Origin of the sequence: Saccharopolyspora shandongensis (assembly GCF_900106995.1) — a bacterium.
Classification (GTDB): domain Bacteria; phylum Actinomycetota; class Actinomycetes; order Mycobacteriales; family Pseudonocardiaceae; genus Saccharopolyspora; species Saccharopolyspora shandongensis.
This window is the reverse complement of sequence record NZ_FNOK01000007.1, coordinates 89,220-102,487: the sequence shown is the minus strand read 5'-3', so window position 1 is coordinate 102,487 and position 13,268 is coordinate 89,220. Positions and strand designations below refer to the sequence as shown.

Below are 13,268 nucleotides of genomic sequence, written 5' to 3'. Positions count from 1 at the left end.
CGCCGTCTCCGTCGAGGTGGTCATCGAGTTCCTTCCTTGGTCACGGGGCCGGCGAGACAGGCTCCGTCGTGGATCGTGTTGCGACGAATGTCGTCCATCGCTTCCCCCAGCAGGCCGGCGAGTTGGCGCACCTTGGCGTCGTCCCAGTGGGCCAGCGCCTCGCCGATCCATTCCGCCTTCCGGCGTTCCAGCTCCGCCACCGCGCGTTCCCCCTCGGCCGTGGCGCGCAGCAGCGCTACTCGCCGGTCGGCGGGGTCAGGTCGGCGGGTGATCAGGCCGGCTTGCTCCAGCTGCCCGACCTGGCGGCTCACCACGGACGCGTCGACGATCCGGTGGTGGGCGAGGTCGGAGGCGCGGCATTCACCGCGGAAGACGAGTTCGGTGAGCAGCCCGGCGGCGGCGTAGGGCACCTGTTCTGTCGTGAACTGCCCTCGCTGCATGGCCACCTGCTTGAGGCCGAGCATCGCGCGTAGCGGTCGGAGCAGCTCGGCGCAGGTCTCGAGTGTCGGTCCCATGAGCCCAATCCTTTAGTTGCTGCACGCAACTATAAACTCATTTAGTTGCATGCCACAACTTGTCCCGCTGTGACGCCACCCACCACCCGCGCGATCAGCGAAAACGAGGGGCGCCCCCGGCCGGAAAGATCGGCCGGGGGCGCCCCTCACGTGGTGGAACGAACTCACATCATGGCGTTGAGCTTGCCCAGCAGGCGGGCCAGTTCCTTGAGGTCCTGGGTGGTCCAGCTGGCGAACTGGCCGTGCAGGTGCTTGCGGCGCTCCTCGCGCACCTGGGCCAGCCGCTCGCGGCCCAGGTCGGAGAGCTGGATGCGGCGGGCCCGGCCGTCGTCCGGATCCGGCACCCGCTCCAGCAGGTCCAGGTCCACCAGCGTGGCGATCTGCCTGCTCACCGTGGACTTGTCCAGCCCGGTGCGATCCGCGACGTCCATGCCGCGCAGCGGCCCGGCGTCGTCGACCATCAGCAGCAGGCTGTACGAGGCCGGATCCAGGTCGGGGTGCACGTGCGCGGCCACCGCGGTCGACAGGTTCCGGGCGCGGCGGAACATCATCACCAGCTCGCGCTCGACGGATTCCGCCGCGGTGCGCCGGTCGACACCCTCCTCGCGCACCCCGCCGATCGGCCCGCGCGCCTCGTCCTCGATCACAGCTCTCCCGCCCGCACCGCCGACGATCCGGCGGCACCACACGTCGGCCCGCTCCTCGCGAGGTCAACGCTAGTCCGTTTCGCCCCACTTTAAGTGCACGTCTCGAACACATTTCGCGTGGCAGGGCGGGTGGCCGCGCAGGCCGGGCTCAGCAGTCGCGGCTGCCCACCGGCTCGGGCCGGTGCCACGGCCGGGGCATGCCCTTGGACTCGAAGTAGTCGCCGCCCTTGCGCTTGACGTCGTCGGTGCCCCAGCTGCGCGTGCGCAGCACCGGCACCATTCGCGGGATGTGCTTGCGGCAGTGGATGTAGGCCTCCTCGACCTGCACCACCACCCAGCGCTCCGGCGTGCGGCCGCGGTCGAACTCGGCGGGCAGCGCCGGGTAGATCGAGCGCAGGTCGGCGTCCTCGACGATGCGGGCCTTGCCGTTGACGTGCAGGCCGATCAGGTCGGTGACGAAGTCCACCAGCAGGATCCCGACGTGCGGGTTCTCGCTGATGTTGCCCAGGCTGGCCAGCACGCCGTTGCCCCGGTACTCCGGGTAGCACAGGTGCCGGTCGTCCAGGACCTCCAGGAAGCCGGGCGGCCCGGCACGGAGGCTGGAGTCGCACTCGCCGTGCGAGTCGGAGGTGGCCACGAACGCCATCTCCATCCGCCCGATGAACTCCTTCATCTGCGGGTTCAGGTGGTCCAGCACCTGGTCGTCGTAGAACTTCCGGGCGCGCTTCTCAGTGCCGTAGGCGCGTTGCAGCAGGTGTTCGCCGGTAGAACCGGGCAGCGGTACGGGCCGCTCCTCGACGAACGGATCGCGCGGCGACGCGGCCGCCGGGCCGTGGTGCTGGAGCGGGGTCACGGCCTGCCAGGCATCGTTCGGGGTCGGCGGGTCGGACAGCTCCAGGTCGAGCAGCGCCGCATCGGCCGTTCCGGTCGGCGTCGGGTGATCGGGGGTCACGCGGGCCACCGTGTCACGCCTCCCTCATCCGTTACAACGGTGGATACTAGGTTCCCCCGACAGATCGATGCACGATCTACAAGATGTAGTTGAAAAGCACTCAAAAGTGGCATCAAGGCAGACGCGTCACGAGGCACGAGTTAGGGTCCTCTCTGTGTCGGGGGACGCTTGGAAGTAGTGGTGTGCCTGCCTTGGGTACGACCGCCAACGTGGAGAACAGCCCCGAACCATGACAGCGAATGCCGTACTGAGCCCCGGACCACCCCCGAACAACGAGCCGTCGAACTCCGGTGTGAGCAAGATGGTCCGCCTGATCCGTGAGAGCTTCGCCGTCGTCGAGCCGCACACCGACGAGGTGTCGAGGTTCTTCTACGGCATGCTCTTCAGCCTCTCGCCGGCCACCCGCGACCTGTTCGCGGTGAACATGGAAGTGCAGCGCAGCCGCCTGCTGCGGGCGCTCGTGCACGTCATCCAGATGGTCGACAAGCCCGACGAGCTGCTGCCGTTCCTGCACCAGCTCGGTCGTGACCACCGCAAGTTCGGCGTGGTCTCCGCCCACTACGAAGCGGTGGGCACCGCGCTGCTCGCCGCGATCAAGAAGTACGCCGGCGACGCCTGGACCGACAGCGTCGAGCGCGCCTGGGCCGAGGCGTACACGGTGATGGCCTCCGCGATGACCGAAGCGGCCGCCACCGACGACGGCCCCGCCTGGTACACCGGCCAGATCGTCCACCACGAGCGGCTGAGCTGGGACGTCGCCGTGATCCGCATCCAGCCCGACCACCCGGTGCCGTACCTGCCCGGGCAGTACGTGAGCGTCGAGGTGCCGCAGCGGCCCCGGCTGTGGCGGTACCTGACCCCCGCCAACGCGCCGACCGCCGACGGGATCATGGAGTTCCACGTCCGGTCCGTGGAGGGCGGCTGGGTCAGCCGGGCGCTGGTCGGCCACGCCCGCCCCGGCGACCAGTGGCGGATCGGCTCGCCGATGGGCCGGCTGACCGTGGACCGGGAGAACACCCCGGACGTCCTGATGGTCGCCGGCGGCACCGGGGTGACCCCGATGCGCGCGATCATCGACGACCTCGCGCAGTACGGCGAGAACCCGCGCGTGCAGCTGTTCTACGGCGGCCGGACCCGCGAGGACCTCTACGACCTGGAGAACCTGCAGCGCATCGCGATGCACAACCCGTGGCTGACGATCACGCCGGTGCTGGAGAACGAGCCGGGCCTCTCGGGCGTCGAGCACGGCACGCTCGCCGAGGCGGTGACCCGCTACGGCGCCTGGAAGGGCTGGGACGTGCTGGTCAGCGGCTCGCCGGGAATGATCCGCGCGACGGTCTCGAGCATGCTCGTAGCGGGAACCTCCCTCGACCGCATCCACTACGACCCGTTCACCCTGGACTAGAAGGTGTTCCAAACTCGTCTTCCGTAGCGGTGCGGGTAGCGGCCCCCCTGCGGGAATTACGGTCGCCTTCTCGCTGTGGGATCCCCGACTTGCGCATGAACCACGGGGCTGTCCTCGCGAGAAGACGTCTGAGAACCCGCGGCGGTGCCGGTTGCGAGGGTGGGCTAAGCGGCTGCGCCGCTTGCGGCGACTTGAACCGTGCGGCGTTGCGTATCGCGGTCACCGTTGCACGAGTGGGAAAAGCGGACGCGGCTTGTGTCGCTTGCCTGGCGCGAAGCAGCGTTGCCACCGGCTCGATCTGGACATGGGCGAAGGGGCCCCTTTGACCGGCATCGCCGATTAAAGGGGCCCCTTCGCTTGAAAAATCTGGACGTCCCGGGTCGAGAAGGCTGCCGTGATTCCCGCAGGGACCGGCTGCTCGCACCGCTACGCGAGAAGAGTCTGGGAACCGTTCAGCGGCGCTTGCGGTCCGGCTTCCAGACCACCAGGGCCGTTTCCTGGCGGATCGGGACCAGGTCCCGGCGGTAGGAGGCGTGCACCGCCGCCGCGGCCTGTTCCGCCGCCGCGTGCGCCGCCGCCACCTCCTCGGCCAGCTCCTGGACCTTCGCTCGGAGCGCGTCGACCTCGTTCTCCAGGTCGATGATCCGCTTGATGCCCGCCAGGTTCACGCCCTCCTCCTGGGAGAGGCGCTGCACCTCGCGGAGCAGGGCGATGTCGCGCAGGGAGTAGCGGCGGCCGCCCGCCGGGGTTCGCCCGGGCGAGACCAGGCCCAGCCGGTCGTAGCTGCGCAGGGTCTGCGCGTGCAGCCCGGACAGCTGTGCGGCCACCGAGATCACGAACATCGGCGTGTCCTCGTTGGCCCCTGGCGGGAACCCGAAGCCCGGATCGGTGGGGCGACCGGCCATGACTACCTCCCGAGCAGCTCGTTCAGGTCGCGGCGCGGATCGTGGTCGGCGGTCGCTTCCGCGTAGTCCGCCAGCGCCTCGGCCGCCTTCTCGTCCAACTTGGACGGAACCGCGACCTGCAGCGTCACCATGAGATCCCCGCTGCTGCCGTCCTTCTTGCCCACGCCCTTGCCGCGCACCCGGAAGGTGCGGCCGCTGCCGGTCCCGGCCGGGACCTTCAGCGAGACCTTCCCGTCCAGGGTCGGCACGGTCAACGTAGTGCCCAGCGCCAGCTCGGGGAAGGTGACCGGCACCGTGATCGTCAGGTCATCACCGGATCGTCCGAACACCCGGTGCGAGTTGACGTGCACCACGACGTACAGATCGCCCGAGGCGGCGCCCTGCCGACCGGGTTCGCCCTGACCCGCCAGCCTGATCCGCTGCCCGTCGGACACCCCGGCCGGGATCCGCACCGTCAGCGTCCGGCTGCGGGTGCTGACGCCCTCGCCGCGGCAGTCCGGGCACGGGTCGTCGACCAGCGAGCCGCGGCCCCGGCAGTCCGGGCACGGCTCGCTGAACGCGAACGCGCCCTGGTTCCGCGTCACCAGCCCGGAACCGGTGCAGGTGGCGCAGGTGCGCGGCCGGGTGCCCGGCTTGGCGCCCGAACCGTGGCAGGTCGGGCAGCTCACCGGGCTGGACAGCCGCAGCGGAACCGTGGCCCCGCGCACCGCTTCGGCGAAGTCGATGCGCACCTCGGTCTCCACGTCGGCGCCGCGCCGCGGCCGGCTGGTCGTGCCGGCGCCGGAACGGCGGTTGCCGAACAGGCCGCCGAACAGGTCGCCGAGCCCGCCGCTACCGGTGCCGGCACCGGCACCGGCGCCCCCGAAGAGGTCGCCGATGTCGAAGCCGCCGCCACCCTGGCCGCCGAAACCGCCGAAGCCGCCCTGGCCGCCGCCGAAACCGCCGCTGCCGAACAGCTTCCGGGCCTCGTCGTACTGCTTGCGCTTGTCCGTGTCGGACAGCACGCCGTAGGCCTCGGAGACGGCCTTGAACTTGGCTTCGGCCTGGGCGTTCCCGGGGTTGGCGTCCGGATGGTTCTCCCGGGCCAGCTTCCGGTACGCCTTCTTGATCTCGTCGGCCGAAGCCGCGGAGGAGACGCCCAGTTCGGCGTAGAAATCCTTCTCAAGCCATTCCCTGGCGCTCACCGGGCGCTCCTCCCTCCGTTCCCGATCAACCCTGCTCGGCTTGGTTCTCGTCGGCCGCCGGCTCGGCGGATCCGGCGGGCTCGGCGGCCGGCTCGTGGTCGGTCACCCCGACCATCGCCGGGCGCAGCACCCGGTCGGCGAACCGGTAGCCGCGACGCAGGACGACCGTGACGGTCGGGCCGCTGACGTCCGGGGAGGTGCTGTGCTGCACCGCCTCGTGCACCGACGGGTCGAACTCGTCGCCTTCGGCGCCGAACGCCTCCAGCCCGGCCGAGTTCAACGCCGTGATCAGCTTGTCCGCCACGGCCTTGAAAGCGCCGTTGAGGTCGCCGTGGGCCTCTGCGCGTTCGAGGTCGTCGAGCACCGTCAGCAGGTCGCCGGCCACCGACGCCTTCGCGGCGGCGATCACCGATTCGCGGTCGCGTTCCACCCGCTTGCGGTAGTTCGCGTACTCCGCGGTGACCCGTTTGAGGTCGGCGGTGAGCTCGTCGACCTGCTTCTGCAGCTCGGCCTTCTCGCCGGTCGCCTGCTCGCCCTCGGGCTGCTCGGCGGTCGGCTCCGCGGCCTCCTGCGCGGCGCCCTTGACGATCTCCTCGTCGAGGGTGCCGGAGATGGTCTCGGCCACCTGCGCCTCTTCTCCGTTCGGAGCAGGCGTCCGGCGCTGGCCGGTCACGGGGTCGATGCGACGCCGATCCCGGACCACCACCGGCTCCTGCTCGCCTTCGTTGCGCGACATTTCCGGCCTGTCCGCGGTCACTTCTTCTTCTCGTCCTCGTCGTCGACGATCTCCGCGTCCACCACGTCGTCGTCCTTCGACGCACCGGCCCCGGCGGCACCGGCACCGGCACCGGCCGCACCGGCGTCACCCGCACCGGCCGCGGCGTTGGCACCGGCCTCGGCGTACAGCGCCTGGCCGAGGGCCTGCGACTCGGTGGCGAGCTTCTCCACCGCGGCGGAGATGGCGGGCACGTCGTCGCCCTTGAGCGCCTCGTTGACCTCGCCGATCGCGGCCTTCACCTTGTCCTTGACGTCGGCGGGCAGCTTCTCGTCGTTCTCCTTGAGGACCTTCTCGGTCTGGTAGACCAGCGTCTCGGCCTGGTTGCGGGCCTCGGCCTCCTCGCGACGCTTCTTGTCCTCGTCGGCGTGCGCCTCGGCGTCCTTGACCATCCGGTCGATGTCGTCCTTCGGCAGCGCGGAGCCGCCGGTGATCGTCATCGACTGCTCCTTGCCGGTGCCCAGGTCCTTGGCGGAGACGTGCACGATGCCGTTGGCGTCGATGTCGAAGGTGACCTCGATCTGCGGCATGCCGCGCGGCGCCGGCGGGAGGCCGGTCAGCTCGAACATGCCGAGCTTCTTGTTGTGCGCGGCGATCTCGCGCTCGCCCTGGAAGACCTGGATCTGCACCGACGGCTGGTTGTCGTCCGCGGTGGTGAAGGTCTCCGAGCGCTTCGTCGGGATCGTGGTGTTGCGCTCGATCAGCTTGGTCATGATGCCGCCCTTGGTCTCGATGCCCAGGGACAGCGGGGTGACGTCCAGCAGCAGGACGTCCTTGACCTCACCGCGCAGCACACCGGCCTGCAGGGCGGCGCCGACGGCGACGACCTCGTCCGGGTTCACGCCCTTGTTCGGCTCGCGGCCGTTGGTCAGGTCCTTGACCAGGTCGCTGACCGCGGGCATGCGGGTGGAACCACCGACCAGCACGACGTGGTCGATGTCCTCCAGCTTGGTGCCGGCGTCGCGGATGACCGCCTCGAACGGCTTGCGGCAGCGCTCCAGCAGGTCGGAGGTGATGCGCTGGAACTCGGCGCGGGACAGCGTCTCGTCCAGGAACAGCGGGTTCTTGTCCGCGTCGACCGTGATGTACGGCAGGTTGATGTTCGCGGTGGAGGAGCTGGACAGCTCGATCTTGGCCTTCTCGGCGGCTTCCTTGATCCGCTGCATGGCCATCCGGTCCTTGGTCAGGTCGATGCCCGACGAGGACTTGAACTTCTCGACCAGCCACTCGACGACCCGCTCGTCCCAGTCGTCACCACCGAGGTGGTTGTCACCGCTGGTGGCGCGGACCTCGACGACGCCCTCGCCGATCTCCAGCAGCGAGACGTCGAAGGTGCCGCCACCGAGGTCGAAGACCAGGATGGTCTGTTCCTTCTCGCCCTTGTCCAGGCCGTAGGCCAGCGCGGCCGCGGTGGGCTCGTTGACGATGCGCAGCACGTTGAGGCCGGCGATCTGGCCGGCTTCCTTGGTGGCCTGCCGCTGGGCGTCCTCGAAGTAAGCCGGGACGGTGATCACCGCGTCGGTGACGTCCTCGCCCAGGTACGCCTCGGCGTCGCGCTTGAGCTTCATCAGCACGCGGGCGCTGATCTCCTGCGGCGTGTAGGGCTTGTCGTCGATCTGGACCTTCCAGTCGGTGCCCATGTGCCGCTTGACCGACCGGTTGGTGCGGTCCACGTTGGTGACGGCCTGGTTCTTCGCGGGCTGACCGGTGAGGATCTCGCCGTTCTTCGCGAAGGCCACCACCGACGGCGTGGTCCGCGAGCCCTCGGAGTTGGCGATCACCGTCGGTTCGCCGCCCTCCAGGACGGAAACGACGGAGTTGGTCGTCCCCAGGTCGATGCCGACCGCTCGCGCCATGCTCAATTCCTCCCGACTTGCAACCTGTGCTCAAGGACCATCCCCGACCCTTGAGCCTTGTTCACTCAAGTTTTACCCAACGCGCATCATCACCGTCAATCCGGATTGAGCGCGGGTCACTCAAGCTTTCTGCCAGTACAACGGCTGACCAGCGACGGGAGTTCCCGGGCGTGACGTGGCCGACACCGCGCCGTGATCGAATCGGCCGGTGGCGGACGGGTCAGGCCTGCCGGACGGTGATGCCGCCGCTGCCGGTCGACAGCGTCAGGCGCTTCGCGGCCGCCGGGTCCCGCACCACGCCCACGTCGACGCCGCCGGAGTCGGCCTCCGCCTCGACGCGGTAGTGGTCGCCGGGCACGGTCAGCTCGATGCCGCCGCTGCCGGTGGACGCGTCGACGGACTGCGGGGCGGTCAGCCGCAGCTCGACGTCGCCGGAATCGGCCTTCGCGACGATCTCCGCACCGCGCAGGTCTTCCCCGCTGATGCCGCCGCTGCCGCTCTCGGCCGTGACGCGGCCGCCGATCCCGGCCAGCGTGATCTCGCCGGAGCCCGTGTTCGCGTCGACCGAGCCGTCGACCCCGCGCGCCGAGACCCCGCCGGAGCCGGTGCGCATCCTGGCCTCGCCGCCGATCTCCTCCAGCGAGATCTCCCCGGAGCCGGTTTCGGCGTCGACCGGGCCGTTCACCCGGGTCACCAGCACCCCGCCGGAACCCGTGCGCACGGCGACCGGGCCGCCGATGTCGCCGATCCGCACCTCCCCGGATTCGGTCTCCGCCTGCACCGACCGCATGCCGGCCACGTCCAGCCCGCCGGAGCCGAGGTTGCCCTGCACGGGCACCGAGACCGGCAGCGTGACCTCGTAGTCGACGCTGCAGTTCCAGCCGCAGTCGGTGGAGAGCACCAGCGCACCGCCCTCGATGCGGTGCTCGATCTCGTCGGTGGCGCCGCCGCCCCAGAACAGGCCTTCCCAGCGGTTCACGCGCTGCACGACCTCGGCGCGGGCGCCGGGCTTGTGGCGCACCTCGACCTCGCCGCTGCCGCCCGCGAGCTCGATGCGATCGATCCCGTCCAACGCGGTGGTGCGCTCCTGCACGGACGACTTCGGCCACGCGAACATCGCCGCGCCCCCGATCAGCACCAGCGTCGCGCCACCCACCGCGAGTCCCACCCGAGCCATCGTGATTCCCCCTGAATCCGTTTGATCGCGCCCACGAAAGTACGCACAACGCCCGTTCTCCACCTCAGGGGCACCCCCGAAACATCCCGGAATCCTCCCGAAGCCGGCTTTCGGCGGCGGCCGCACGACTTTCGTCTTCCGCCATCCGGCTGCGCTGCCGCGACTGTGACGTGGCGCACCCGACGCAACCCCTTGCGCGCCAACGCGTCTCCTGATCGGGCGCAGCGAACGAAGCAAGGAGATGCGAAATGTTCAAGAACTCCCGGGGGATTCGGGTCGGCATGTTCGTCGCGGGCGCTTTCGTCCTCGCCGCCACGACGGCCTGCAGCCCCGCGACTTCCGCTCCGCAGCCGGGCACCTCGGACGCGGTCGCGTCGAGCTCCGCCGGGTCGGGCCAGGGCTCGGTCGAGGCGGACGGCAACTCGAACACCCAGGGCTCCAGCGGATCGGCCGGTTCCAGCACTCGCCAGGACTGCGGCGTCGACGTCCTGAAGCTGACGATGGGCGAATCCGACGGCGCCGCCGGGCACATCTACGCGCCGATCCAGTTCACCAACATCGGCTCGACGACCTGCACGCTCTCCTCCGCGCCCGGCGTCTCCTACGTCGGCAGCGGCGGCCGCCAGATCGGCGAGCCCGCCAAGCGCGTGATCAAGGACCGGCCGGTCATCAGCCTGGCGCCGGGCGAGACGGCGTCCGCGCCCTTCCTGTTCAGCCCGGTCGCGCACATGAACCCGGAGGACTGCGGCGCCGAGGCCGCCGAGGGCCTGCGGGTGTACCCGCCGAACAGCAAGGCGGCGATGTTCCTGCCGCTGCCCGGCGCGATGGGCTGCACGACGTTCACCCAGGACTCCGACTACGCGCAGGTCGGCGTGGTCCAGGCGGGACCGAACAACACCGTCATCGGCTGAAACCTGTTTTCCAGGCTCGTTTTGCGTGGCGGTGCGGGTGGCGGCCCCCTGGCGGGAGTTACAGAAGCCTTCTCGCTCGGGGCTGTCCTCACTGGGAGACCCCCGGAGGGGTGGGCACCGAGAACCCGCGGCGGTGCAAGTTGCGTAGGCTGCGCCGCTTCAAAGACAACAACCCGCCCTACTCCACCGCTATGGCGATCCAAATCGCTCGCGAGCTTTCGGCGTCAGTCCGCTTAGGACCGATCGGTCAGGCGCCGAAGACCTCGTCGTGGGCGGCCTCGAAAGCGGCGAGGGACTTGGCGTCGAAGAGCACGAAGCGCACCTCGACGACGTCGGTCTCGGCATCGCGCACGGCGCGCAGGGCGATCCGCGCCGCTTCGTCGAGCGGGTACCGGTAGACGCCGGTGGAGATCGCTGGGAACGCGATCACCTCGGCGGCGAGTTCGTCGGCGACCCGCAGGGATTCCCGGAAGCAGGACGCCAGCAGCCCGGACCGGTCCGCCGCTGCGCTGTAGGTGGGCCCGACGGTGTGGATCACCCAGCGCGCCGGGAGCTCACCGCCGGTGGTCGCCACCGCCTGCCCCGTCGGCAGCCCGCCCGGGTACCGGCTCGCGCGGAGCAGCCTGCATTCCTGGAGGATCGCCGGGCCGCCGCGCCGGTGGATCGCGCCGTCCACGCCGCCACCGCCGAGTAGCGACGAGTTCGCCGCGTTCACGACGGCGTCGACGTCCTGCTCGGTGATGTCGCCCCGGACCAGCGTGACCCGCATGCGAGGAGTGTGCGCCGCCCCCTCGAAGCCCGCTCACCGCGTCGACCGCAGTTTCATTGAGGTTTTTCCAACCTCGATTTGCGTGGCGGTGCGGGTAGCGGAACCTCAGAGGCTCCCTGGTCTGTGGGTGCCCCTCCTGATGTATGTCCAATACACGGCGGAGGGGCCGTTCTCGCCAGGAAGCCTCTGAGAACCCGCGGCGGTGCAAGTGTCGTAGGTGGGCTATGCGCCTGCGGCGCATGCGACACCCCATCGACGTGCACCTTTGCGACCCGCGACTGCGGGCTCACCAGGATGAAAAACGCTCAATTGAAACTGGACCTTTGATTTCCGGGCGAACAGCACGACCTTCAGTTGATCAGTCGCGCGTCCCGCAGGTAGTCCACCGGCTGGAGGAGGAAGCGCACCGTCGGTTCCAGCTCGTCCGCGGTGGGCGGCTCGTCGGCGATGAGCGCCTGCATGAGCAGGCCGTCGATCGCGGCGAACAGCGCCCGGACCACCGGCTCGTCGCCGCCCGCGCCGCCGTTGAGGAACCCGGTGGCCACCTCGATCCAGCGGCGGGCCGCCGGGCGCAGCGCCGGGCGGCGGGCGGCGAGCAGGTAGAGCTCGTACTCGCCCAGGGTGCGTTCGCGCTGGTCGCGCACCATCGCCGCCAGTGCCTCGGCGATCACCCGCGGCCAGTCGGAACCGTCCCGGACCTGCCCGCTCAGCCGGTCGATCTCGTTGATCAGGGTTTCGCAGCTCTCCAGCAGCGTGGCCACCAGCAGGTCGTCGATGCCCGCGAAGTAGTAGGCGATCGACGCGGGCGGCACCCCGGCCTCGCGGGCGATGTTGCGGTGGCTCACCGCGGCGACGCCGTCGCGGGCGACGACCCGCAGCGTCGCGTCGATGATCGCGCGGCGACGGCGCTCACCCTTGAGGCGGCGACCGTCGGTCTCCGCCTCGTCGGGGGCGCGCCGCGGCGAGGTCAATGCGCGCCGCCCAGTTCGAGCGCCAGCACGCCGCCGATGATCAGCGCGATGCCGGCGACCTGCACCGCCGTGATGCCCTCGCCGAGGAACACCGCGCCGATGATCGCCACCAGCGCGACCCCGGCCCCGGCCCAGATCGCGTAGGCGACGCCGACCGGCAGGCCGAGCCTGAGCACGGCGCTGAGCGCGCTGAAGGCCACCAGGTAGCCGACCACGACCAGGATCGACGGGACGGTCTTGCTGAAGCCCTCGGACAGCTTCAGCGAGACCGTGGCGAGCACCTCGCTCAAGATCGCCACCGCCAGCAGCAGGTAGGCCACGCTTCCTCCCGGAGAAACTTGTACGAGTGCCCTACTTTTTCAGCATACGGATGGCCGATCACGCGTGCACGCGGTTTTCCTAGTGGCCCGGACCCTTGTGCTTCTTGTCGCCGCTGTCGCCGGAGATCATCGAAGCGATGTTGATCGCGCCCCAGATGCCGATCGGGATCATCGGCCAGAAGAACTTCAGCTCACCGGAGCTGATCGAGGTCACCGCCCAGATCGCGATGAGGATGAAGGCGACGCCCGCCCAGTCGCGCCACTCCTTGATCGCCTTGCTCTTCCGCCGCTCGCGCTTGGCGACCTCCGGCGACGGTTTCGCGGGCACCGGCTCCGGCAGGTCGGCGACCAGCGGCTGCAACTGGCCGAGCGTCGTCGCCGCGTACGCCTTCTGCAGGCGGTCGTCGTACTCGGTGATGGTGAGGCGGCCTTCGTCCTGCGCGGCGCGCAACCGCTGCGCGATCGCCTCCCGATCAGCGTCCGATGCGCGCATCGCTTCGCCGCCCGACTCGCCCATGCCGATCCCCCTGCCTCGACGCCACCCGCTGTCCTGACCGAACAGATCGTTCGCCGGATCGAATACGTGGCGAAAATCGCACCACGGCCGCAATTCTGCCGCGATCGGCCGCGGCGACGCCCGAGCCGCCGTGAAATCGTGATGCGACGTCGCACACGTCTAACAGGAACAACTCCCGAAACGCCCACAACGGCATCGCGCCCCCAGGCGACCGAGCGATCGCCCGCGGATCCCGCAAGACCGAAACAAATTGGACGAATGCACAACTAGTTTTTCGTCCAGTGGTCTCGCAGAATCACCGTCTGTTCCCGACAGAGCAGCGCCCGTATAGTTACCGATGAGTAACACGGCGTACGCTGCTCAC

General features: G+C 69.7%; 14 protein-coding genes. 2 read left to right on the top strand and 12 right to left on the bottom strand.

Features of this window, described 5'->3' with window-relative positions:
- Positions 1 to 20: 20 nt before the first annotated feature.
- From BLW84_RS09915 to BLW84_RS09905, 3 genes are all read right to left on the bottom strand, one after another.
- The gene (locus BLW84_RS09915) at positions 21 to 515 is read right to left on the bottom strand and encodes a MarR family winged helix-turn-helix transcriptional regulator (RefSeq protein WP_093264000.1); all 495 of its coding nucleotides are present in this window, start codon (positions 513 to 515) and stop codon (positions 21 to 23) included.
- Between the two features lie 164 nt (positions 516 to 679).
- Complete coding sequence (locus tag BLW84_RS09910; RefSeq protein ID WP_093263998.1) at positions 680 to 1,162, bottom strand: MarR family winged helix-turn-helix transcriptional regulator; 483 nt, start codon at positions 1,160 to 1,162, stop codon at positions 680 to 682.
- A 148-nt stretch (positions 1,163 to 1,310) separates the two neighbouring features.
- On the bottom strand, positions 1,311 to 2,114 hold the full coding sequence (locus BLW84_RS09905) for a pyridoxamine 5'-phosphate oxidase family protein (RefSeq protein WP_093263997.1): 804 nt from the start codon (positions 2,112 to 2,114) through the stop codon (positions 1,311 to 1,313).
- A 301-nt stretch (positions 2,115 to 2,415) separates the two neighbouring features.
- Between BLW84_RS09905 and BLW84_RS09900 the strand changes: the two genes are divergently transcribed.
- Positions 2,416 to 3,519, top strand: a complete 1,104-nt coding sequence (locus BLW84_RS09900) for an FAD-binding oxidoreductase (protein WP_093264325.1) — start codon at positions 2,416 to 2,418, stop codon at positions 3,517 to 3,519.
- A 452-nt stretch (positions 3,520 to 3,971) separates the two neighbouring features.
- Here the strand turns inward: BLW84_RS09900 and BLW84_RS09895 are convergent, their stop codons facing one another.
- The 5 genes from BLW84_RS09895 to BLW84_RS09875 all read right to left on the bottom strand — a co-directional run bounded on the left by BLW84_RS09895 (position 3,972) and on the right by BLW84_RS09875 (position 9,416).
- On the bottom strand, positions 3,972 to 4,424 hold the full coding sequence (locus tag BLW84_RS09895) for a heat shock protein transcriptional repressor HspR (protein ID WP_093263994.1): 453 nt from the start codon (positions 4,422 to 4,424) through the stop codon (positions 3,972 to 3,974).
- A 2-nt stretch (positions 4,425 to 4,426) separates the two neighbouring features.
- Positions 4,427 to 5,608, bottom strand: coding sequence for a molecular chaperone DnaJ (dnaJ, locus tag BLW84_RS09890; protein WP_093263992.1), 1,182 nt, complete (start codon positions 5,606 to 5,608; stop codon positions 4,427 to 4,429).
- A gap of 25 nt (positions 5,609 to 5,633) precedes the next feature.
- Positions 5,634 to 6,344, bottom strand: a complete 711-nt coding sequence (gene grpE / locus BLW84_RS09885) for a nucleotide exchange factor GrpE (protein ID WP_093264322.1) — start codon at positions 6,342 to 6,344, stop codon at positions 5,634 to 5,636.
- A gap of 17 nt (positions 6,345 to 6,361) precedes the next feature.
- Positions 6,362 to 8,239: a molecular chaperone DnaK gene (gene dnaK / locus BLW84_RS09880; protein WP_093263989.1), complete on the bottom strand. Its 1,878-nt coding sequence runs from the start codon at positions 8,237 to 8,239 to the stop codon at positions 6,362 to 6,364.
- 220 nt (positions 8,240 to 8,459) lie between these two features.
- Positions 8,460 to 9,416, bottom strand: a complete 957-nt coding sequence (locus BLW84_RS09875; RefSeq protein ID WP_093263987.1) for a DUF4097 family beta strand repeat-containing protein — start codon at positions 9,414 to 9,416, stop codon at positions 8,460 to 8,462.
- A gap of 248 nt (positions 9,417 to 9,664) precedes the next feature.
- On the opposite strand from BLW84_RS09875, the gene BLW84_RS09870 reads away from it, so the two are divergent.
- A complete protein-coding gene (locus BLW84_RS09870; protein WP_093263984.1) occupies positions 9,665 to 10,327 on the top strand; it encodes a DUF4232 domain-containing protein in 663 nt (220 codons plus the stop codon).
- Positions 10,328 to 10,574: 247 nt separating this feature from the next.
- Here the strand turns inward: BLW84_RS09870 and BLW84_RS09865 are convergent, their stop codons facing one another.
- The 4 genes from BLW84_RS09865 to BLW84_RS09850 all read right to left on the bottom strand — a co-directional run bounded on the left by BLW84_RS09865 (position 10,575) and on the right by BLW84_RS09850 (position 12,904).
- On the bottom strand, positions 10,575 to 11,096 hold the full coding sequence (locus tag BLW84_RS09865) for an O-acetyl-ADP-ribose deacetylase (RefSeq protein WP_093263980.1): 522 nt from the start codon (positions 11,094 to 11,096) through the stop codon (positions 10,575 to 10,577).
- Between the two features lie 350 nt (positions 11,097 to 11,446).
- Positions 11,447 to 12,067, bottom strand: coding sequence for a TetR/AcrR family transcriptional regulator (locus BLW84_RS09860; protein ID WP_093263978.1), 621 nt, complete (start codon positions 12,065 to 12,067; stop codon positions 11,447 to 11,449).
- Positions 12,064 to 12,387, bottom strand: a complete 324-nt coding sequence (locus BLW84_RS09855) for a DMT family transporter (RefSeq protein WP_093263975.1) — start codon at positions 12,385 to 12,387, stop codon at positions 12,064 to 12,066. Before BLW84_RS09855 ends, BLW84_RS09860 begins: the two co-directional genes overlap by 4 nt.
- Before the next feature lie 79 nt (positions 12,388 to 12,466).
- Positions 12,467 to 12,904: a DUF1707 SHOCT-like domain-containing protein gene (locus tag BLW84_RS09850; protein WP_093263972.1), complete on the bottom strand. Its 438-nt coding sequence runs from the start codon at positions 12,902 to 12,904 to the stop codon at positions 12,467 to 12,469.
- Positions 12,905 to 13,268: the final 364 nt, after the last annotated feature.